This is a genomic window from Agrobacterium sp. Ap1, assembly GCF_017313375.1.
In the GTDB taxonomy this organism is placed as follows: Bacteria; Pseudomonadota; Alphaproteobacteria; order Rhizobiales; family Rhizobiaceae; genus Neorhizobium; species Neorhizobium cellulosilyticum.
In genome coordinates this window covers 387663-408244 of sequence record NZ_JAFLMY010000004.1, presented here as the reverse complement: position 1 = coordinate 408244, position 20582 = coordinate 387663, and the positions used below count along the sequence as shown (strand labels likewise).

Sequence of the window (20582 nt, the reverse complement as noted above, 5' to 3'; positions counted from 1 at the left end):
CCTATCTCCTGTTGAACTCGGGCGATCCCAGCACCATGGTCAGCCCGTGCAGCTTGCTTGGCGCCTGTGAGATAATCCTGCGTGTTTCCGGTGTCGCGGCATCCGCGAGCGCTACCTGGAGAAAATCGGCCGGTTCGAGTTTCTGTCCAAGCAACCTGGCGGCACGACGCGACCAGTCGATCCGCTCGCTGAGCTGGCCCGGCGTCAGCCAGGCATCGCTTTTGTCAGGCACGCCGGCCGGACTTGGCGGCTGCCAGATCGGCTGCCCCATTTTCTGCAGCGCGCCGAGCGTCAGGGCATTTGCCTGTCCGGCGCGCTTGCGCCGCTGTTCGGCCGATTTCGCCGCCCCGGCCATCTGCATCGCCTTTCCGACCGGACCGACATCATCGTCATCGCCTTCCATATCGGCCAGAAGTGCCGACATATTGTCGTCGGGCAGGTTCAGTGCGCGAAAACCGGACACAACGAATTCGAACGGCTGCTTGATCTTCTGGCCTGGATTCTCCCATGCAAGCGGATGTTCGAGCATGGCGCGGTAGACCTCACCGAGATTGCCATTGCTTGACTTCCAGCTTGCCACCATCACCTCGGTCATGTCGGCCGGCGGTTCATCGCTGATGAAATGGGCTGCAATCTTGCGGCAGATATGGGTGGCAGTGCGGGGATCGGCAGCAAGATCCTCCAGCATGCGCACGTGATCCTGGCTACCGGCTTCGTCGTCCTGATAGTCGCGTCCGAGCAGCGTGATCGTACCGCCCTGTGCGCGACGCGGGCGATAGACCATTTCCAGCGCTCGGTTATCCACCGTCAGCCCGGTCAGGATCAGTGCCGCGGCCCGTACATCCTCCTGAGTATAGCCGCTTCCAGCCCCCAGAGTGTGCAGTTCCAGCAGTTCACGTCCCAGATTTTCGTTCAGGCCGCGACCATTCTCCTGCGCAACCCGCGAATCCGGGCCCACGCTCTGGTCCTGATCGAGATAGATCAGCATCGCCGGATGCAGGATAGCAGCCTTCAACAGATCGGCAAACGACCCCGCCATGCGCGGCCGGATCGCTTCCGTCTCGTAAAGCGGCACGATCATGCGCATCGGCAGGGATTTGAGCGCGCTGGTGGAAAAATGATCCATCCAGAAACTGCCGAGGCGCTCGTAAAAACCGAAAGGCGAATGAATGGCCTGCGCAAGGCGCGACATCGCATCGAGCCGATAGATCCGCTGCGCTTCGCGCTGCGTCTCCTTGCGAATGCTTTCGTTCGGCTTGCCTTCCCGCGCGGCCTTGGCCTCCGCGGCCCTGAGCGAGATCACGCGCGTGGCGGTTTCACGACGGCCCACAAGCCCTTCGCGAGGAAAACGATCCTTGGCGGCAATGCCTTTGGCAAGCTGGGTCATCAGCCCATCGGCATCGGACGGGCTGTCCTGCCCGGGCCGAAGACCATATCCATAGCGGATTGCCGCAAGCGTGGGCCGTGCAAGAGCCATGCGCTACTCCTTGTTCGATAGAATCCTCACCGACAACTAGGGCGGAAACGGTGACAGAATGTGGCATTTTCGAGAGATGGACAGATTGTAATCCAACGGTCGATCCGTATTGAGGTTCCTGCCAAAGCAGCACTTCGAATTCGACCAACTTCATCTCAACACAATGGTTTCGCCGGCTCATCTCACACTTTCGGCATCATGCGTGAGGAGGATAGGGAAAGAGCCTGACAGTCCTTTGAAAACCGGCATGTTGGGCCGATCAGAGCCTCAATCGCACTCGGCCACAGTATCGGAAAGACTTTATTATTAGCTTGACCTTATGTTACATTTGCAAACCGTGAATGTGACGACCTAGTGAATGCTGCAGGATTCGACAAGTCAGATAAACGCCCCGCGACTTGAACTCGCGGTGAGGCAGGCGCAAGCCGCGGCCACACTTGAGCGCCTCCCCACGACGCTTACGGTGAATGCGCTAGTGTCGGTTTCGGCGCTCCTGATGAGCGCGATCAATCGCGGCATAACAACTCTTGCCGTCGTCTGGTGCATTGCCGCATTGGCAACAGTTGTATGGCGTTTTGCCGTAGGCACCGCAATAAAACGCCGCCGCCTGGACGAATTGAAGCCGAACCACTGTCTTCGCCTGATGACCTTGGGCGCCCTGGTCAGCGGCATCGCCTGGGCTGCCCTGCCCTTCATGCTTTCGGATTTCGATGCGCTGGGTGTCGACGGCGGCATCTATATCCTGATGTGCGGAATGGCCACGGGCGCCGTGCTGCTCGGAACCGGCCATGCAATCACCGCGCTCGCCTTCGCCCTTCCTGTCCATCTTTCGGTCGTAGTCACGCTTTTGATGAGTGAAGCGGCCGGTGGTCATCTTCTGGCACTGAACGTGCTGGCCCTGACATTCGTGCTCTACAAGAGCAGCACAAAGGGCCAGGCGATCGTCATCGGCAATATCGAGGCGCAGGTGAAGGCGACGGCGCTGGCGCAATCGCTCAGCCGGGCCAATGCAAGCATTCTCAGCGCCAATGAAAGTTTGGAAGTGCTCGCCAATCGCGATCCGCTGACCGGGGTTGCGAACCGCGCCGCATTCAATGTCGCGCTTGAACGCGGCATCGAAAATGCGGGCGCGCAGAATGAGCAACTGGCGCTGCTTATCCTCGACCTCGACCGATTTAAGACGATCAACGACACGTTCGGTCATTCGGCCGGCGACGAACTGCTGCTGGAAGCGTGTCACAGACTGCGCGAGGTCGTCGGCGAACGCGGTTTCATCGCAAGGCTGGGCGGTGACGAATTCGCCGTCGTCATCGGTGGCGCCACCGCTGCCGCCGAGGCGCGCCAGCTTGCCTCCCGCATCCTTGATCGCGGCCGCGAGCCCTTCGTCATCCGCAACCGGCCGGTCGTGTCCGGCGTCTCGATCGGTTTCGCCATCTGGCCGGAGCATGCGGAAAGCGCTGCTGACCTGTTCGTCTCCGCCGACATGGCGCTTTATCGCGCCAAGGATGAAGGCCGCGGCCAGTGGCGTGAATTCGACCCATCACTAAAAGCCCGCGCCGATCGCCAGCGGCGTATCGAACAGGACCTCGCCGGCGCGATCTCGTCCGGCGCACTGACCGTTGTCTTCCAGCCGCAGGTGGAGCTTGCGCAGAACAGCGTCATCGGTTTCGAAACGCTGGTGCGCTGGACGCATCCGTCACTCGGCGCCGTGCCGCCGCCGGAAATCGTCGCGGCGGCGCATGCGGCCAATCTTTCCGAAGCGCTGACGGCCAGCATCGCCACCGGCGCCTGCCGACTGCTCACCACACTGCCCTCGCTCGGCCTGCCGGAAGCGAGCGTGTCGGTCAATGTCTCGCCGCGCGAATTCGAACTGTATTCCGTCGCCGAAACGCTCGACCGCATCACCCATGCACATGGCATCGATCCCGCGCTGTTCGAGATCGAAATCACCGAAGAGGCGATCCTCGATACGCTGGTGGCCGGCGAGCAGCTGAAACATATCGAACGCTCCGGATACAAGCTCGCCGTCGACGATTTCGGCGCCGGCCATTCATCGCTTGCCTATCTGGTGACGCTGAAGGTCGACCGGCTGAAACTCGACCGCCGTTTCGTCGCCGGCATCGAGAGCAGCTTCCAGAACCAGGAAATCGTCGGCGCCATGGCGGGCCTCGGCAAGGCATTGTCTATGGATATCGTCGCGGAAGGCGTCGAGACGGCGGAAGAAGCCGCAACCCTGCGCGATCTCGGCTGTCCCGCCGCACAGGGCTATTTCCTCGGCCGCCCGATGCCTGTCGAGGCCATCGCCGGCTGGCTGCTGACGAGGCTTCTGACGCCAGCGGCCTGACCCGCCACGTCTACGCTCTCGGCGGCGCCCAGCTGTTTCCCTTTTGTACTCATTTTCCCGCCACCCCCTCTTCACTTTGGCCCGGACTCTCTCCATATTCGGGCCATGGCCAGATCCCCGAAAAAATCCACGCCCGATGCCTCCAGCGGTTTCGGTGAAGCTCCCCAGTCATCCTTTGAAGGCGCACCGCTGGAAGGCAGTGTGACCGACTGGGTGAAGCAGCTGGAGGCGGAAGCGGAAGCGTCGGGGATCGAGACCCAGCGCGAGATCGCCTCCAAGGCCGGCAAGCACCGCAAGAAGATCGAGATCGCCGCCCGCGAACAGGCTTTGCGCGAGGCGGAAGAGGACGCTGCCAAGGCGAAGAAAGCGGCCAAAACCACCGGCAAGACCGCCAAGAATACGACGGCCAGCAAAACCGCCCGCGGCGTGTCGATCGGCGCCTCGTCCGACCCGAAAACCCGTGCCGCAGCCGGTCTCAATCCCGTCGCGGGCCTCGATATCTCGCTGGAGGACGCGCAAAGCCTCGCCCCCGGCGCCGTCACCGCCACAGTCGAAGCCCTCTCCGCCCTGATCGAAAGCGGCAATCCGCTTTTCAAGGACGGCAAGCTGTGGACGCCGCACCGGCCCGAACGCCCGGCGAAATCCGAAGGCGGCGTCACCATCCGCATGGCCTCGGAATATCAGCCCGCCGGCGACCAGCCGACCGCGATCGCCGACCTCGTCGAAGGCATCAACAACAACGAGCGAAGCCAGGTCCTGCTCGGCGTCACCGGTTCGGGCAAAACCTTCACCATGGCCAAGGTGATCGAGCAGACCCAGCGCCCCGCCGTCATCCTCGCGCCGAACAAGACGCTGGCCGCGCAGCTCTATTCCGAATTCAAGAACTTTTTCCCCGACAACGCGGTCGAATATTTCGTCTCGTACTACGACTATTACCAGCCGGAAGCCTATGTGCCCCGCTCCGACACGTTCATCGAGAAGGAATCCTCGATCAACGAACAGATCGACCGCATGCGCCACTCCGCCACCCGCTCGCTGCTGGAGCGCGACGACTGCATCATCGTCGCCTCGGTCTCCTGCATCTACGGTATCGGCTCGGTCGAAACCTACACCGCCATGACCTTCCAGATGGAAGTCGGCGACCGCCTCGACCAGCGCCAGCTTCTCGCCGACCTCGTGGCCCAGCAGTATAAGCGGCAGGACATCAATTTTATCCGCGGCAGTTTTCGCGTGCGCGGTGATACCATTGAGATCTTCCCCGCCCACTTGGAAGATGCCGCATGGCGCATCTCGATGTTCGGCGACGAGATCGACAGCATCACCGAATTCGACCCGCTCACCGGCCAGAAGACCGGCGACCTGAAATCGGTGAAAATCTACGCCAACTCGCACTATGTCACGCCGCGCCCCACGCTCAACGGCGCCATCAAATCCATCAAGGAAGAGCTGAAGATCCGCCTCGCCGAGCTGGAAAAGGGCGGCCGTCTCCTGGAAGCGCAGCGGCTGGAACAGCGCACCCGCTACGATATCGAAATGCTCGAAGCCACCGGCTCCTGCGCCGGCATCGAGAACTATTCGCGTTATCTCACCGGCCGCAATCCCGGCGAACCGCCACCGACCCTGTTCGAATATATCCCCGACAACGCCCTGCTGTTCATCGACGAAAGCCACGTTTCCGTCAGCCAGATCGGCGGCATGTATCGCGGCGACTTCCGCCGCAAGGCGACGCTCGCCGAATACGGTTTTCGCCTGCCCTCCTGCATGGACAACCGCCCGCTGCGTTTCGAGGAATGGGACGCGATGCGCCCGCTCACCGTCGCCGTGTCGGCCACGCCCGGCAATTGGGAAATGGAACAGTCCGGCGGCGTGTTTGCCGAACAGGTCATCCGCCCCACTGGCCTGATCGATCCGCCGGTGGAAGTGCGGTCCGCCCGCTCCCAGGTCGACGACGTGTTGGGCGAAATCCGCGAAACCGCCCAGAAAGGCTACCGCACGCTCTGCACGGTCCTCACAAAACGCATGGCAGAAGACCTCACCGAATACCTGCACGAACAGGGTGTTCGCGTCCGCTACATGCACAGTGACATCGACACGCTGGAACGCATCGAGATCATCCGCGACCTGCGCCTCGGCGCGTTCGACGTCCTCGTCGGCATCAACCTGCTGCGCGAAGGCCTCGACATCCCGGAATGCGGTTTCGTCGCCATTCTCGACGCCGACAAGGAAGGTTTTCTCCGCTCGGAGACATCGCTCATCCAGACCATCGGCCGCGCCGCGCGTAACGTCGACGGCAAGGTCATTCTCTATGCCGACAAGATCACCGGCTCGATGCAGCGCGCCATGGACGAAACCGCCCGCCGCCGCGAAAAGCAGGTCGCCTACAATACCGAACACGGCATCACCCCCGAATCGGTCAAAGCCCGCATTTCCGACATTCTCGACTCGGTCTATGAGCGCGACCACGTCCGCGCCGACATTTCCGGCGCGTCCGGCAAGGGTTTTGCAGACGGCGGCCATCTCGTCGGCAACAACCTCCAGTCCCATCTCAACGCGCTGGAAAAGAGCATGCGCGACGCCGCCGCCGACCTCGACTTCGAAAAAGCCGCCCGCCTGCGCGACGAAATCAAACGCCTCAAGGCCGCAGAGCTTGCGACCATGGACGATCCGATTGCAAGGGACGAGGCAAGATCGCAGGAAGGTGGAAACCGCAAAAGTGGAACGAGCGGCCGCTCCAAGTCGATCTCCCCACATGTGGGGGAGATGTCCGGCAGGACAGAGGGGGGTGAGGAGCGGTCCGCGCAGCGGAGCAATCGATCCAGTGAATCGATTGCAGCGACGAACGCCCGGAGCGAAAGCGAAGGGCCGGGAGACGGCGCGTCAAACCAAGCCTCCTACTTCGCCAAACCCACGCTGGACGACATGGGCCCGGGCACCGACACCGCCCGCCCCCTTTTCCGCCGCAACAGCCTCGACGAAATGACCGTCGGCCGCACTGAAAAACCGGCCACCGGCGCCCTCCCCGAACGCCCGCCGGAAACCTACAGCACCAAGAAACGCTTTTCGCCGCTCATGGAAGGCCAACCCGAACGCGCCGATGGCACCAAGGACGATCCCCGCCCGATCGTACGTGGCAAGGTCGGCGCCGGGAGTTATGAGGATGCCGGAGAGCAGAAGCGCAAGGGACGGACGAAGGGGAAGACGGGACGGCCGGGGCGGTAACTCTCCAAATTCTGGTCTGACCTTTATGTCATCTCCAAAGCGGCATGTTCGTCAATTTACGCCAATTATGTCGGACTTATTACGCCGCAACATCAATCTGGATTTCTTCTTGCTTTCATGCCTCCCCACTATTTCATCTCTTATGTCTTTAGTATCCGCAACCAAGTCAGAAACATATTTATCGAGTCCCAATGCCTTAAGCAAATAAACGGGAAGCTGAATTGGATACATAACTTCAACATCCCCATCTTTCATCTTACTCAAAGATTTAGGTAGCCTACCGTACCAGTTCTTTGATTTGTATTTATCCCATTCCAAGAAATTCAATTTGTAATGAGATATAAGTATTTTTGTTAAAGCAGAACCTGAGTAAGCTGAGAACGTTCGCGTGTCGCAAACAAATTCATCCTTCATCTTTCTAAAAACAAGAAGCGGCATGAAGAAGTCTAATTTTTCTCTAAATGTTTTCATACCATTTAGATCATCACAAACCTCTGCCATTTTTGCCAAAAAATATTTTCTTTCGAACTCCTGCCTGTCGATACTTATAAGCATATCTATCGCGCTAGATCTTCCGCGAGTAGATATTATTTCATCAATAAACCCTTCATTGTCATCTATACTCTTCCTAGAAAGATATATTGCAGAAAAGTACTCTTGAAATGATCGATGTATAAAATTTATATCGTCCCCCTCTTCCTGCATTATGCACATATTATTCTTTAGATCATAGTAATAATCAGAGGGCGAAACCTCTATTTCCTCCTGCTCAGCCGCACCAGATACGTAGTGCAAAACGTTCTCCATTTTGAATGAGTAATAATCATCCAAATATGAATAAAAACAAAACGCAGTAAAAACCTTCCTAAAGTCATCCTGCTCTAAGCTTGACTTAAAATCACGAGAATATTCAGGCTTCGTCGCATCATGCTTTCGGTAAAGAACATCAAATGCTGTGCAATAAAACACATGCATTTTCGATGGAACGTCTTGAAATTCCTTGAATGTCAGCAACATCATCGATGCTAGAAGCGGATTCGAAAGCAAAGATTCATGCGTTTCAAATAATCCTGACTTTATTTTCTTAACAAATATCGCCTTATCAGTTTCATCATATCGCATTCTTCCGATCATGCTCTCAAGCTGAGAAACAGACATCGGCCTAACATTATATTCAGGAAAAGAGTGCCATGATATAAATCAATTACTATCAGGCCTCGAAGAAACAATTATAACATTTCGTGGATAATCCCTAGACAACCTCAATATCTCAGATTCGGCCGACGACCTGTTACTCTCCGAAACCTCGTCAAAGCCATCAAGTAAAAGGGCAAAAATCCCCGCCCTCAATCCGTATTCCACAGCATTCTGATCAATAAATGCCATAAACGGACTTAATTGCTGAACGATATGGTCGATCAACCCCTGCTGCCCGAACGGGATTTGGCGTAATTCTATAAAAATCGGCACTCGAGTCTTTTTGGCATCCAAGAAAAATTTAGAATACAGGTATTTCATACTGAACGATTTGCCAGCTCCGAGCATCGCCGTTATCAAGGCGAAGTTGTCGGTTTTTCCGATTTTTCCATAAAACACATCTATCGCCATCGCCTTGTCCTCACTGACAAGAACAGCAGGCTCATATGCCTCTGAAAGCAAAATGGGCTCGGACGACGATATCAAAGTCTTAACTTTAATACATCTATGGTGAGTGCTTTCCAAGTATTTCTTGAAGCCAATTCCGAAACTAGATCTCGCCAAATTGAAACCATCCTTGGATGACGAAATCAAACCGGAAAACGTTTTCTCAACCAACTGAGCAACAGAGTTAGACAGCCCTGCATTCAATCCTTCTTCGGCACCACTCATGTAACACCCATTATTCTGCCATTTTATAAGTAATTTTTATTCCTAACTACTATACGGACATATCTATTTCAAACACATCTTCAAATCCCCCATTACATGAAATAAAAATCACCATACGTGTAGATAATTTCTATCGCTATATTTTAATATCTACATGCATTGGCGCAACCGATCCGTCACTTCTCAATAATACTCAATCACCGTATCGCTCAGCACGACCCGCACCACCCGGTAGAGATAAAAAAACCGGCGATCCCGAAGGTGATGAGGATCAATATCCCCCAGATGATCACGTGGCCGATCGAGGAGATCAGGTCGAAATTGCAGCGCAGCTTGCCGATCGGGCGGCCCTGCTGGTCGAGCACTTCGGTGCGGTTCAGCACCGCCCGGTTGAGGTAATAGGGAAAGACCAGGAGCGCGAGGCCGAAGGTGATCAGCGTCAGGACGACCCATACGATGACATGGCCGATGGACTGGCCGATCGAAAACTCGCAGCGCAACCGCGCTGCCCGCGACCCGACCTGAGCCGCCTGCAATACCTGGTTCATTCCGTCCTGTCCCCCGACATGATGATACTTGCCCGCGGCCACAGTGACAGAAGATGACAGAGTGTCAATTGCGGCGAAAGTTCCGAGGTTGGGGAAATTGGCCTCGACGAGGGCAGCGAGCAGGCGCATCTGTACCGGCCCAACACAAAGGATCCCCTCACCAACAAAATCTGAGATTTAGCTGACGCTAAGATCTCGATTTTGTAACCTCTCCCACAAGGGGAGAGGTAGGCGCGGAGAGCCCGGCACCGGTATCTCTCCCCTTGCGGGAGAGAAAGCAGTTTCGAGATCTTAGCGTCAGCTAAATCTCAGAAATTGCAAGTGAGGGGTCCACTGCCGGGGACAACATTGCGCCTCTCCTGAAAAATCTAGCACTTATCCTTCGGTCTAAGATGCTGATTTTCCTTCCTCTCCCGCAAGGGGAGAGGAAGACACTGCACAAACTCCCCTCCCCTTTCATCCCCACCCTCCAGCCCCATGCCTACAATCCCCTCATTCCGTCACGGATACACCGGCAGGCGTGCCGGCGAGGCGGGATCGGCGCTGGGGGTGGAGGGACGACGTGAACCGTCACCACCGGGGTCCGCGGAAAATGGTCTCCCTCCGGCGACACGGGGGAAGCGGCAAGGTTTTCGGACCGGCCTGCCGCTTCTGATGCCCGAACGGCGCGTCGGATGTGCCTGTGCGGCACACATGGTGGCCTCAAGGATGGTTTCGCCGGGCTTTAAGTCCGCTCGTGAAAGCGGGAAGCCCGGCGGCGGCGACATGGAGGGTTGGCGATAAGTCGTTTCGCCCGTTTTCCATCTGTTCAGACGAACACCATCCCGACAGGCAACGGCAGAGGGACCGGAGTCGCGGATAAAAACTGCCGAACGGGACGCTGAGAGGTGTCACTTACAAACCAACTTACGAGGCAGCTTTCGGCGCCCCGTCCGTTCAATCCTCTTCGGGCCTGACCGAAGAGAAAACCGAGGATCGCCAAGGGGGAAACATGTCCCGTGAAAAGCCGCCGATCGATACCCGTCTTGCCGCGCGTACCGCCGAGGCGATGGCCTTGCCTCTGATGGTATGCCGCCACCGAAACTGTCGGCGCGGTCAACGCTGCCGCTGGTTTTTCAAGGCGACCAATGAACCCTGCTGCCTGCGCAATCTCGATCCCGGTCAGCGGGCGATATTCGACTTCCTCTACGAGGACGCACGTTTCACCAGGGAGTTTCTCGGCTGGGAAGGCCCGTTCTTCGAAGACCAGAGCGGCCCGCAGCGGATGCGCGACGATCTGGCGATCGCGATCGCCCGCAATGTGGCGAACCGCTACCTGGCGAAGCGATGGGATGCCACAAGGCGCGCAAGGGAGAAGCGGATGGCGGTCGCCGATCGGCTGGCCGGTGCGGAGGATTGAGGCGATGCGGCGGGCGCCTCCACCTAACCTGCGGCGAGCGCCCTGCCCTTGCCGCCTCGCCTATCCCCGCTTGCGGAAGGACGGCACGCGGCGGATGCCGGAGAGGACTTCCACTTCGCCGGCACTTTTCGGCTTGCCGAGCAGAAAGCCCTGCAGCTGCTCGATGCCTTCCTCGATCACCATGCGGTGCTGGCCGAATGTCTCGATGCCTTCGGCGACGACCGGCAGGTCGAGGCTTTTTCCGAGCCCGATGATCGCCTTGACGATGGCGCGGGCGCTTTCATCCTCCTCCATCTGCCAGATAAAGCTGCGGTCGATCTTGATCTTGTCGAAGGGAAAGGCCTGCAGGTTGCCGAGCGAGGAATATCCGGTGCCGAAATCGTCGATGACGATCATCACGCCGAGCGCGCGCAGTTTTTGCAGCATGGCAAGCACCGTCTCGCGATTTTCGATCAGCGAGGTTTCGGTGATTTCCAGCTCCAGCCGGTGCGGTTCGAGCCCGCTGTCGGTGAGCGCCGATGAGACCGTGTCGACCAGATCGGGGAAACGGAACTGTACTGCCGAAACATTGACCGCCACCGCCAGTCCGTCATCCCATGAGGCAGCGGTGCGGCAGGCTTCGCGCAGTGCCCATTCGCCAAGCGTGACGATGATGCCGGTTTCTTCGGCGACCGGGATGAAGGTTGCCGGCGAGACCTGGCCGAGATCCGGGTGGTGCCAGCGCATCAGTGCCTCATATCCGGTGCAGGTGCCGTTCGAGGCGTCGAACAGCGGCTGGAAGACGAGCGACAGCTGGTCGCGCAAGGCCGCGTGGCGCAGCTCGCTTTCGACGAGACGGCGCTGGCGCAGGTCGGCGTCCATGTCGGCGGAATAGAAGGCGGCGGTGCCGCGGCCGTTGAATTTGGCGTTGTAGAGCGCCATGTCGGCGGCATTGCGCAGCTCGTCGGCGGTGCGGCCGTCCTCCGGGAAGATCGAAACGCCGATCGAGACGCCGACCGCCTTGGGGTCGAAATTGACGTTCATCTCCTGGCGGAACGTGTCGAGGATCCGGTCGGCCAGGAGATAGGCGGCGGTCGGCTGGTCGAGGCCGGCCTGGAGGATGATGAATTCGTCGCCGCCAATGCGGGCCGGCGTGTCGGTCACCCCGACGCAGCGGCGCAGGATATCGGCGACCCTGATCAGCACCCTGTCGCCCTCGGCATGGCCGAACACGTCGTTGACGGCCTTGAAGCGGTCGAGATCGAGCGCCAGCACCGCCAGCCGCTCGCCGGTGCCGCCCGCGACTTCGATCGCGGTGTCGAGCCTCTCGTTGAACAGCGAACGGTTCGGCAGATCGGTCAACGCGTCGTGGCGGGCCATGTGCTCGACCTTGAGTTCGGCGATGCGCTTTTCGGTCAGATCGCGGACCGCAAGCACCTGGCACTGGCGGCCGCGATATTCGATCGTGTGGACCGCGACTTCGAGAAAGGCCTCCTTGCCGTGCTTCAACGGTCCCGCCTTCAGGGGGGCAGCCTCGACCGCGCGGGTGCGCTCCACATCGATCAGCGAAATCCCGTCGGCGGCCACCATCAACGCATCGGGCGAGCGTCCGATGACGTCGCGATCACGCAGGCCGAGCATGGCGGGAAAACGGGCGTTGGCCTCGATGATGACACCCTCGCGCACGACCGCGAGGCCCTCGAGCGTCGCATTGGCGAAACCGCGCAAGTCGGTGAGATAACGGTCGAGGAAGCTCGCGATCGTGCCTGCCAGCACGATCATGCCGACGACGACGGAGACCGCCCAGACCATCCAGATTCGGCCGACATCACCATCCAGAGACACTTCCCGCAGCGACGGATCTGGGACGAGCGTGGTGGCCGACATGGCGGAGAAATGCAGGAGGCAGATCGACAACACGCTTGCCCCGACAGCTGCCCAGAGGCCGCGGCGCCCCTTGCGGCGCATCGACATTCGGAAGGCGAAGGTCACGAGGCCGATCGACAGCAGGGCAGCGACCGGGATCATGCCGATATCGTGACGGATCGTCGCCGCGGCGCGGATCGATGCCGTGCCGGTGAAATGCATTGCCGCAACCGTCAGCGTCGCGGCAATCCCGGCGGCAATCTCGCTCTTCAGCGTGCCGCCCTCGGCGATCCTGAGGCTTGCCCAGAAACCGACAGCGGCGATGACGGCGGAAAGGATGGTGCGGAACAGTTCGAATTCGATGGCGACCGTGCCCTCATAAGCGAGCATGGCGACGAAATGGGTGGCCCAAACCGAAAGCCCGCCGGTGACGGCCGCAACGAGCAGCCAGATTTTTCGGCGTTTCTCGCTGCATTCGACTGCCCGGCGATGGATAAGAAAGAACGCCAGCATGCCGACGACGCAGATGCCGGCTGCCAGAGCCACCAGCGCGTGATCGTGCTGGACCGCGACGCATTCCAGAACCTTGAACATCATACACTACCAGATCCACGCGGTGATTGATTTCACCGTCACTGGGCTGGAACATTACGAGTACGCTATTTAAGAAATGTCTAATACGAAACAACGCAGGGCTGTTGCATTCTGATACATACACCAATACCCATAAATTATTGGGGGTCTATCCCGCGATTCGTTCCGGCTCACGCTCAGCGTTGCCGGAAAGATCGACGGCGGCGAAGGCTGCCGTGATGATTTCCGTACCCGCACCGGGTTTTGTCGCCTCGGACGACAGGATCTGGCGGAAACGCCGGGCACCGGCATAGCCCTGAAATAGGCCTACCATGTGGCGAGTGACATGATGCAGGCGTCCGCCGGAGGCGATGACCTCATCGGCATAGGCAATCATCGTGTCGCGCAGGCCCATCCAGTCAGTCTCACGGGTTAGGACCCCTGCAGGACTCGAACCATCCAGCATGGCATCCACCCCCGCCAGCAGACCAGTATTCTGATAGGCGGCGCGGCCGAGCATGACGCCATCCATAACCGAAAGGTGGCTTTCAGCCTGCTCAAGAGTGGAGATGCCGCCATTGATACCGACAAACACGTTGGGGTTCTCGCTCTTCATGCGGTGGACGAGATCGTAGTCGAGCGGCGGGATCTCGCGGTTTTCCTTCGGTGACAAGCCCTGCAGCCAGGCCTTGCGGGCGTGGATCCAGATTGCATCCGCCCCTGCCCCGATCATGCGGGCCAGAAAGTCAGGCAGGACATCGCGCGGCTCCTGGTCATCGATACCGATACGGCATTTCACCGTAACCGGAACGGGAGACACTTTCTTCATCGCGGAGACAAGGTCAGCGACATGAGCGGGATCGCGCATCAAACAGGCACCGAACGTGCCAGACTGGACACGATCGGACGGACAGCCGACATTGAGCCCGATTTCGTCATAACCGTAATCGGAGGCTATACGGATGGCTTCGCAGAGCTTGCCTGCATCCGAACCGCCGAGTTGCAGTGCCACGTGATGTTCCTGCGCTGAAAACGACAGAAGACGTTCGCGTGGACCGTGAATGATTGCGTCAGCCACGACCATTTCGGTGTAAAGCAGAGCATCTGACGAAAGCTGCCGATGGAGAAAACGGCAATGTCGATCGGTCCAGTCGATCATCGGCGCGACGGCGAAGATTTTTCGACCCGTTTCCAGCGCTGTCTCGTAAAAGCTCACGTCTTTTTTCTCCGCGTGGGTGACACAATACTATGCCACACCCTTTCGCCTCGGGGATAAACCGGAGTTCATGACCCGATCTCCAGGCCGGGCTTATCCGGGAAACCGCTCAGACCTTTAGGGCTGACCAGATGGCGGTGCTATACAGGCGATCGGCAGGGAAAGAAAGGTTCGAGGCCGTGCAAAGATATCAACGAGCAAGGAACAGTATCACGCGCTGACCGTTCATCATCACGTCAACGCCAACCGAGGACTATCAATGCACCGCGATCTGTCTAACGATATCGACCGCCTGACAACCCAGCTCGCAGATTTGCGTGCTGCCTTGGCAAAACAGGCCAGTGCTTCGGCAGACGACGCTTCGAGCTATATAATGCCGCGTGCTCGCCAAGCTGTACGTCAGCTTCGCCATGAAGGTTATCAGCTTTCAAATACAGCTCGGCAGAACCCGGGAGCAACGACCGGGGCAATTGTCGGAGCGCTGGCGCTGATCGCAGGCTTTGCATTTTTATTATCAAAGGGCGGTTCGGATCCCGGCTGAACGACGACAGCCCAGAGGCCTGAGAAGACTGCGGATATATCGTCCGCAGTCTTGAAGCGCAGACTCAATGTACTGAGGGGGTATCATCCTCTTCCAGAAAACTCTTCAGCCCGTCGCGCTCAGCCGTTGCCAGGAATTCTTCCCACGCCGCCTGATCGGTTTCGAAGTCTTCTTCCCAAGTGGTGACGATCTCCGTCTGGCTGATGACTTCCAGCGTCCAGTCACCATTGGTGCCGGCTTCCCGAAAAATATCAACCAGAACAGTGACGCCTTCATCCTCGAACTCGCCTGCAAATTCGGAGTGCTCAAGTTGAGGCTCCTTCGATTGTTTCGACTTCGGCTGGTTCGGTTTAGGCGGTTTCGACATTGGGTACTGACCTTCTAGTCCTGTTTTAGTCCACAATAGTCATTGGCCGGAAACGCTAGCCAGTGCAAGCAGCCTTCTGAACAACTGATCAACTGCTGATGGCCGGTCGCTGTGCAGCATTCTCCCCGACGATGACTTACGGGCTCGAAACGAGCTTATCGCTTTCGGCAAGTCACTCACTCCCGTATCACGGTCCGGGAATTTGCGGATCACTCATTCAGGCGCCGACCGCAATTCAGGTACCCAAGTCACACTGACACCCAAGACCACGCCCCTTTCACAGACCAAAACAAAAAACAAAATAAACAACAGCTAACAATTTAATAAAAATGACAATTAAATTAATCATCCGAATAACATTCGGACACCAACCCCAAATAATACTGTAACAAACAACTAAATAATCATCTTAAACGCGCTTCACTGGAAGGTGTTCTGTGGGTTTTTCTCATTTCAAGCGAAACATTGCGCCCGTCGTCTACACAATTGCCGAACAGATTGGTTATTATCGGAACTGGTCGCGAGATGAGAGGCGCTTCAGCAGACGCGAAGCTGTGAATTTTTCGGGCGAGATACCGCCGATGGCGGGCACGGAATTCAACCAGTACCGGCTGAAATACGATATTCCACGTAACGTGATCGGCAGTGCGTCAAATGTCATTTATACCGCAAAGGGCATGGGCTGGGTAAATGGCCGGCTTGAACGGCGCCTGAGCTTCCAGGAAGTAAATCTCAAACATCTTCTGGACAAGCCATCCAGACCGGCGCGGCGACTTGAACGCGGTACGATACTGCAGGCGCAAACGCCTAAGACATTTGGCGACTGGATGTCAGAACACGTGTCGTCGCTTGCGATAGCCCTCAATCGATTGGGAACGCTCGATCCTCTGATCCTGCCGAGCCACTGGCTGGCGAAACCCTATGTAAAAAGAGACCTGGCACGACTAGGTATCGAGGCAATCGCAATCGATGAACCGGTCGAGATTGCGCAAGCAACCGTTCTGAGCAAGACACGTCCGTGACATTACTGGACCGCAGCGGAGACCGACAATCTTCGTAAAGCCCTGAAGGTGGCACCCAAGCCCGCCCGCCCCGGCAGCGCCATCTATCTCTCGCGACTGGGGGAAAAAGGCGAAGGGCCGCAACGGCAGATGAACAACATGCTGATCGAGGCAGCAATGACGGCTGCCGGCGTCTCCATCATCAGGACAGCGGGCCGTTCGCTGGAAGAATATCTCGCCGCAGCCGGAAATGCCGAGACGGTTTTTGCCGATCACGGAAGCGCCATGTACAATCTCGTCTATTGGCAGACCAAGCGGGTGGTGGAACTGCATTCGCCCGATTATTGGGACGGCTCGTTCCTGATGTTTGCCGATGGCCTGGGTATTCATGACTATCATGTCTGGATGGTCGGCGAGACGATGACTGTCGACGCCCTGAGAGACCGTGCCTTGTACCTGCTGGAAAAGCCGATCGACCACGATCAGGCACCGATCATGCTGGCAGGTTGATAACGCGGGCATCTGCTGACATGTGCTGCGCGGGGTCAACCGGATACGGTCATTTCGGCCGTATCCATCTGACGGCATGTGAATTTATTTTCCTTCATCTCTAGGATTACCGGGCGAATTGATGGACAAAGGCCCAGCGTTTTTCCAGTGATGTAAGGATACCCAAGATGCGCGCTACAGTGATCCCTGCCCCCGAATCCGTGCTTCTCGATGTGGTCGGTGTAACCGAACAGTTTCCGGTGCGCCGGGTCTATTGCGTCGGCCGCAACTATGCCGACCATGCGATCGAGATGGGGCATGACCCTTCCCGCGAAGCGCCGTTCTTTTTCCAGAAAAATGCCGACAACGCCTATAACGGCGAAAGCTTTCCCTATCCGCCGCTCTCCTCCAACGTGCATTTCGAGGTGGAGCTGGTGATGGCGCTTTCGGGCGGCGGTGCGGATATTGCCGCCGAAGACGCGCTGTCCAAGGTCTACGGTTATGGCGTCGGCATCGACTTTACCCGTCGCGACCTTCAGGACCAGATGAAGAAGATGGGCCGTTCCTGGGAAGTGGCAAAGGCATTTGAAAAGTCGGCTCCTGTTTCGGCACTCGTGCCGGCCTCTAAGATCGGCCATCCGCAGGAAGGCGCAATCTGGCTCGACGTCAACGGCTCCCGCAAGCAGGACGGTAATCTGAACCAGATGATCTGGAAGTTGCCAGAGATCATCGCAGAACTGTCCAAACAGTTCGTTCTGGCGCCGGGTGACATCATCATGACCGGCACACCGGCCGGGGTCGGCGCCATCGTCAAGGGTGACAAGGTCACCTGCGGCGTGGCTGGCGTCGGCGAGCTTTCGCTGTCCGTCATCTGACGGAAACACTCGGGGAGTGACGTGATGCCGATCTATGCGCTCGGGGATTTCCTGCCTTCGCTTCCCGCCCCCGACCGTTACTGGGTGGCGCCGGATGCCAATGTCATAGGCAAGGTCATTCTTCATGAGGATGTCGGTATCTGGTTCGGGGCGACCTTGCGCGGCGACAACGAGCCGATCACCATCGGCGCACGTTCCAATATTCAGGAAGGCGTGACGGTGCACACCGATCCCGCCTTCCCGGTCTCCATCGGTTCCGACTGCACGATCGGGCATCATGCCATCATCCATGGCTGCACGATCGGCGACAATTCGCTGGTCGGCATGGGGGCGACGATCCTAAACGGCGCGAAGATCGGCAGGAACTGTCTTGTCGGCGCAAATGCGCTGGTGACCGAAGGCAAGGAATTTCCCGACAATTCACTGATCGTCGGATCGCCCGCCAAGACGATCCGCGTGCTGGACGATGAATCTGCCGCCAAGCTCAAGGCCTCGGCTGCGCGTTACGTGGCAAACTGGAAGCGGTTTTCGCGGGATCTCAAAGAAATAAAGCCCTAATCAGGCCGCGCATTTTTCGCAAAGGCCGCGAATTTCGATCGTCGTCTTGGACGGTTTGAACCCTTTCGACTTGGCCCAGTCGCCGAGTTGATGATCGACCTTGTGATCGTGGAATTCGATCACCTGATTGCAGCTTTCACAGATGGCGAAGGCGACCGTGCCGTGGCCGTGCCCCTGAGCGCCGCCGCAGCACTCATGCTCGCGGTGGGCGCAGGCGACGAAGGCGTTGAGGCTTTCCAGTCGGTGAACCATGCCGAATTCGGTCAGCTTGTCGAGCGCACGATAAACCTGAAGCGGCGCGCGAAAGCCGTGGTCGCGCAGCTTGTCGAGGATCGTATAGGCGCTCATCGGGCCTTCGGCGCGGTTCAACGCATCGAAGACCAAGGCCTGGTTTTTTGTCAGGGCCGGATTGACGATCGGGGCGTTCATCCTTGCACTCCCTTGTTTGCAGGCCGTTCGGCAGCGGTGCGACCGAAGGCAGGAATCAGACTTAATATGAAAAGTAGGAGTGCCGCGACCACGATGGAAGGGCCGGACGGCGTATCATAGGTGAGCGATCCGAAAAGACCGCCGACGACAGCAGCCGATCCGATGAGAGACGCGAACACCGCCATCCATTCCGGGCTTGCCGAAAAGCGGCGCGCGGTGGCGGCCGGGATGATCAACAGCGAGGTTATCAGCATGATGCCGACAATCTTCATGGCAATGGCGATGACAAGCGCCATCAGGAGCATGAAGAAGAGTTTCGTGCGCGCTGGGTTCATGCCTTCGGCCTCCGCCACATCCTCGCTGACGGTGGAGGCGACGAGCGGGCGCCAGAGATAGACGATCGCCGCGACGACAACGGCGCCGCCGCCCCAGATGAGGGCGATATCGGACGGCGTGACGGCGAGAATATCGCCGAAGAGGAAGGCGATAAGGTCGATCCTTACCCAGGTCATGAAGGCGACGAGAACGAGGCCGATCGCCAGTGCCGAATGGGAGAGGATGCCGAGAAGCGCATCGGCCGAGAGCGACTGGCGTCGCTGCAGCAAGAGCAACATGGCGGAGACAAGGATGGCAACGCCGAAAACGGCAATCAGAAGGTTGACTTCGAAGAACAGCGACAGGGCCACACCGAGCAGTGCCGAATGGGCCATCGTATCGCCGAAATAGGCCATGCGCCGCCAGACGACGAAACAACCGAGCGGACCGGCAGTCAGCGCCACACCGATGCCGGCGATCAGCGCGCGGATGAAGAAGTCGTCAAGCATGGCGGGTGCCCTCACCTTTCTGCGTGTCTTGGTGATGGGCATGATCGCCGTGGGCGTGATCATGAGAATGGCCGTGGTCGTGGTCGTGGCCTGAATGATCGTGGTGGTGGCCGTCTTCGGGATGGCAATGTTCGGTGATCGAGCCATCCGAGTGACGCACCCGGCCATCGGGAAGATGGGTGTGGTCGTGATGGTGGTTATAGACCGCGAGCGAGCGGGCATTGCCGCCGAAGAGCTTCATGTAATCGGAACTCTGGCTGACGACTTCCGGCGTGCCGCGGCAGCAGACATGGCCATTGAGGCAGATCACCGTATCGGTGCCGGCCATGACCATGTGGAGATCATGCGAGATCATCAGGATGCCGCAGCCTGTCTTGTTGCGGATGGTGCGGATCAGATCGTAAAGGGCTGCCTCGCCGGCGAAATCGACGCCCTGGACGGGTTCGTCGAGCACCATCAGGTCGGGCTTGCGGGCAATCGCACGGGCCAGCAGGGCGCGCTGGAATTCGCCGCCCGAGAGGTGGCGGACTTCGGAATTGGCGAGATGCGCAATGCCGGTGGCCTCAAGAGCGGTCGCGATCTCGGTGTCCTTCAGCGGGCCGGTCAGCGTCATCAGGCGGCGGACAGAAAGCGGCATGGTCCAGTCGATGGCGAGTTTTTGCGGGACATAGCCGATACGCAGATCGCGCTTGCGGGTGACAGAACCTTCATCGGCCTTCAAAACGCCGATCGCCATCTTGGCGGTGGTCGATTTTCCGGCGCCGTTCGGGCCGATAAGAGTGACGACCTCGCCTCGGGCAATATCGAATTCGACGCCGCGTACAAGCCAGCGGCCATCGCGGCGGATACCGGCATTGGAAAGAGAAACCAGCGTTTCCTTCGATTTCGGGCGGTTATCTGCGGCCGGGGCGGCCCGCTTGCTCATCAGCATCTTGGTTCAAAATTCCTGTTACCGGCCCTCTTGCCGACCGTCTTGGCACACGTTATAGCATAACGCAATTGATGTAA

The 20582-nt window shown here is 58.4% G+C and carries 17 protein-coding genes and 1 pseudogene; 8 read left to right on the top strand and 10 right to left on the bottom strand.

All coding sequences use genetic code 11. From position 1 onward, the window contains the following. Position 1: 1 nt before the first annotated feature. Complete coding sequence (locus JZX87_RS10970; RefSeq protein ID WP_206825401.1) at positions 2 to 1477, bottom strand: DUF1800 domain-containing protein; 1476 nt, start codon at positions 1475 to 1477, stop codon at positions 2 to 4. A gap of 358 nt (positions 1478 to 1835) precedes the next feature. Here JZX87_RS10970 and JZX87_RS10965 point away from each other — a divergent pair, with 358 nt between their 5' ends. Both JZX87_RS10965 and uvrB read left to right on the top strand, forming a co-directional pair. After that, a complete protein-coding gene (locus tag JZX87_RS10965; protein ID WP_206825400.1) occupies positions 1836 to 3821 on the top strand; it encodes a putative bifunctional diguanylate cyclase/phosphodiesterase in 1986 nt (661 codons plus the stop codon). A 105-nt stretch (positions 3822 to 3926) separates the two neighbouring features. Further along, on the top strand, positions 3927 to 7040 hold the full coding sequence (uvrB, locus tag JZX87_RS10960) for an excinuclease ABC subunit UvrB (RefSeq protein ID WP_206825399.1): 3114 nt from the start codon (positions 3927 to 3929) through the stop codon (positions 7038 to 7040). A gap of 51 nt (positions 7041 to 7091) precedes the next feature. On the opposite strand, the gene JZX87_RS10955 is transcribed toward uvrB, so the two are convergent. The 3 genes from JZX87_RS10955 to JZX87_RS10945 form a co-directional block, all read right to left on the bottom strand. After that, positions 7092 to 8198, bottom strand: a complete 1107-nt coding sequence (locus JZX87_RS10955; RefSeq protein WP_206825398.1) for an NACHT domain-containing protein — start codon at positions 8196 to 8198, stop codon at positions 7092 to 7094. A gap of 42 nt (positions 8199 to 8240) precedes the next feature. Continuing rightward, a complete protein-coding gene (locus JZX87_RS10950; RefSeq protein ID WP_206825397.1) occupies positions 8241 to 8909 on the bottom strand; it encodes an NACHT domain-containing protein in 669 nt (222 codons plus the stop codon). 209 nt (positions 8910 to 9118) lie between these two features. Next, on the bottom strand, positions 9119 to 9457 hold the full coding sequence (locus JZX87_RS10945) for a DUF6693 family protein (protein WP_206825396.1): 339 nt from the start codon (positions 9455 to 9457) through the stop codon (positions 9119 to 9121). 991 nt (positions 9458 to 10448) lie between these two features. Here JZX87_RS10945 and JZX87_RS10940 point away from each other — a divergent pair. Further along, positions 10449 to 10856 carry a hypothetical protein gene (locus tag JZX87_RS10940; protein ID WP_206825395.1) on the top strand — a complete coding sequence of 136 codons (408 nt, stop codon included), beginning with the start codon at positions 10449 to 10451 and terminating at the stop codon, positions 10854 to 10856. 60 nt (positions 10857 to 10916) lie between these two features. Here JZX87_RS10940 and JZX87_RS10935 read toward each other — a convergent pair whose 3' ends face one another. Both JZX87_RS10935 and dusA read right to left on the bottom strand, forming a co-directional pair. After that, positions 10917 to 13295, bottom strand: a complete 2379-nt coding sequence (locus tag JZX87_RS10935) for a bifunctional diguanylate cyclase/phosphodiesterase (protein ID WP_206825394.1) — start codon at positions 13293 to 13295, stop codon at positions 10917 to 10919. Positions 13296 to 13443: 148 nt separating this feature from the next. Beyond that, positions 13444 to 14490 (bottom strand): tRNA dihydrouridine(20/20a) synthase DusA, encoded by a 1047-nt coding sequence (gene dusA, locus JZX87_RS10930; protein ID WP_206825393.1) that lies wholly within the window; start codon positions 14488 to 14490, stop codon positions 13444 to 13446. A 259-nt stretch (positions 14491 to 14749) separates the two neighbouring features. On the opposite strand from dusA, the gene JZX87_RS10925 reads away from it, so the two are divergent. Then, positions 14750 to 15031: a hypothetical protein gene (locus JZX87_RS10925; RefSeq protein ID WP_206825392.1), complete on the top strand. Its 282-nt coding sequence runs from the start codon at positions 14750 to 14752 to the stop codon at positions 15029 to 15031. A gap of 64 nt (positions 15032 to 15095) precedes the next feature. On the opposite strand, the gene JZX87_RS10920 is transcribed toward JZX87_RS10925, so the two are convergent. Beyond that, on the bottom strand, positions 15096 to 15398 hold the full coding sequence (locus JZX87_RS10920; RefSeq protein ID WP_148148874.1) for a hypothetical protein: 303 nt from the start codon (positions 15396 to 15398) through the stop codon (positions 15096 to 15098). 437 nt (positions 15399 to 15835) lie between these two features. Here JZX87_RS10920 and JZX87_RS10915 point away from each other — a divergent pair, with 437 nt between their 5' ends. The 4 genes and pseudogenes from JZX87_RS10915 (at position 15836) to JZX87_RS10900 (ending at position 18321) form a co-directional block, all read left to right on the top strand. Beyond that, positions 15836 to 16420, top strand: a complete 585-nt coding sequence (locus JZX87_RS10915) for a hypothetical protein (protein ID WP_206825391.1) — start codon at positions 15836 to 15838, stop codon at positions 16418 to 16420. Positions 16421 to 16435: 15 nt separating this feature from the next. Further along, positions 16436 to 16909: pseudogene (locus tag JZX87_RS10910) on the top strand (glycosyltransferase 61 family protein); the annotation flags it as partial. A gap of 167 nt (positions 16910 to 17076) precedes the next feature. Then, on the top strand, positions 17077 to 17763 hold the full coding sequence (locus tag JZX87_RS10905; protein WP_206825389.1) for a fumarylacetoacetate hydrolase family protein: 687 nt from the start codon (positions 17077 to 17079) through the stop codon (positions 17761 to 17763). A gap of 24 nt (positions 17764 to 17787) precedes the next feature. Beyond that, positions 17788 to 18321, top strand: coding sequence for a gamma carbonic anhydrase family protein (locus JZX87_RS10900; RefSeq protein WP_206825388.1), 534 nt, complete (start codon positions 17788 to 17790; stop codon positions 18319 to 18321). Here JZX87_RS10900 and JZX87_RS10895 read toward each other — a convergent pair whose 3' ends face one another. The 3 genes from JZX87_RS10895 to JZX87_RS10885 are packed head-to-tail and all read right to left on the bottom strand — an operon-like array spanning position 18322 to position 20505. Next, positions 18322 to 18738 carry a transcriptional repressor gene (locus JZX87_RS10895; RefSeq protein ID WP_183686938.1) on the bottom strand — a complete coding sequence of 139 codons (417 nt, stop codon included), beginning with the start codon at positions 18736 to 18738 and terminating at the stop codon, positions 18322 to 18324. Positions 18739 to 18746: 8 nt separating this feature from the next. Next, complete coding sequence (gene znuB, locus JZX87_RS10890) at positions 18747 to 19574, bottom strand: zinc ABC transporter permease subunit ZnuB (protein WP_183821763.1); 828 nt, start codon at positions 19572 to 19574, stop codon at positions 18747 to 18749. Next, on the bottom strand, positions 19567 to 20505 hold the full coding sequence (locus JZX87_RS10885; RefSeq protein ID WP_206825387.1) for an ATP-binding cassette domain-containing protein: 939 nt from the start codon (positions 20503 to 20505) through the stop codon (positions 19567 to 19569). Before JZX87_RS10885 ends, znuB begins: the two co-directional genes overlap by 8 nt. Between the last annotated feature and the right edge of the window lie 77 nt (positions 20506 to 20582).

Coding starts and splice junctions, on each gene's coding strand:
- uvrB (WP_206825399.1), top strand. CDS start 3,927: ATGGCCAGATCCCCGAAAAAATCCACGCCCGATGCCTCCAGCGGTTTC.
- JZX87_RS10945 (WP_206825396.1), bottom strand. CDS start 9,457: ATGAACCAGGTATTGCAGGCGGCTCAGGTCGGGTCGCGGGCAGCGCGG.
- znuB (WP_183821763.1), bottom strand. CDS start 19,574: ATGCTTGACGACTTCTTCATCCGCGCGCTGATCGCCGGCATCGGTGTG.
- JZX87_RS10885 (WP_206825387.1), bottom strand. CDS start 20,505: ATGCTGATGAGCAAGCGGGCCGCCCCGGCCGCAGATAACCGCCCGAAA.
- JZX87_RS10905 (WP_206825389.1), top strand. CDS start 17,077: ATGCGCGCTACAGTGATCCCTGCCCCCGAATCCGTGCTTCTCGATGTG.
- JZX87_RS10965 (WP_206825400.1), top strand. CDS start 1,836: ATGCTGCAGGATTCGACAAGTCAGATAAACGCCCCGCGACTTGAACTC.
- JZX87_RS10920 (WP_148148874.1), bottom strand. CDS start 15,398: ATGTCGAAACCGCCTAAACCGAACCAGCCGAAGTCGAAACAATCGAAG.
- JZX87_RS10935 (WP_206825394.1), bottom strand. CDS start 13,295: ATGTTCAAGGTTCTGGAATGCGTCGCGGTCCAGCACGATCACGCGCTG.
- JZX87_RS10970 (WP_206825401.1), bottom strand. CDS start 1,477: ATGGCTCTTGCACGGCCCACGCTTGCGGCAATCCGCTATGGATATGGT.
- JZX87_RS10940 (WP_206825395.1), top strand. CDS start 10,449: ATGTCCCGTGAAAAGCCGCCGATCGATACCCGTCTTGCCGCGCGTACC.
- JZX87_RS10900 (WP_206825388.1), top strand. CDS start 17,788: ATGCCGATCTATGCGCTCGGGGATTTCCTGCCTTCGCTTCCCGCCCCC.
- JZX87_RS10955 (WP_206825398.1), bottom strand. CDS start 8,198: ATGTCTGTTTCTCAGCTTGAGAGCATGATCGGAAGAATGCGATATGAT.
- JZX87_RS10925 (WP_206825392.1), top strand. CDS start 14,750: ATGCACCGCGATCTGTCTAACGATATCGACCGCCTGACAACCCAGCTC.
- JZX87_RS10950 (WP_206825397.1), bottom strand. CDS start 8,909: ATGAGTGGTGCCGAAGAAGGATTGAATGCAGGGCTGTCTAACTCTGTT.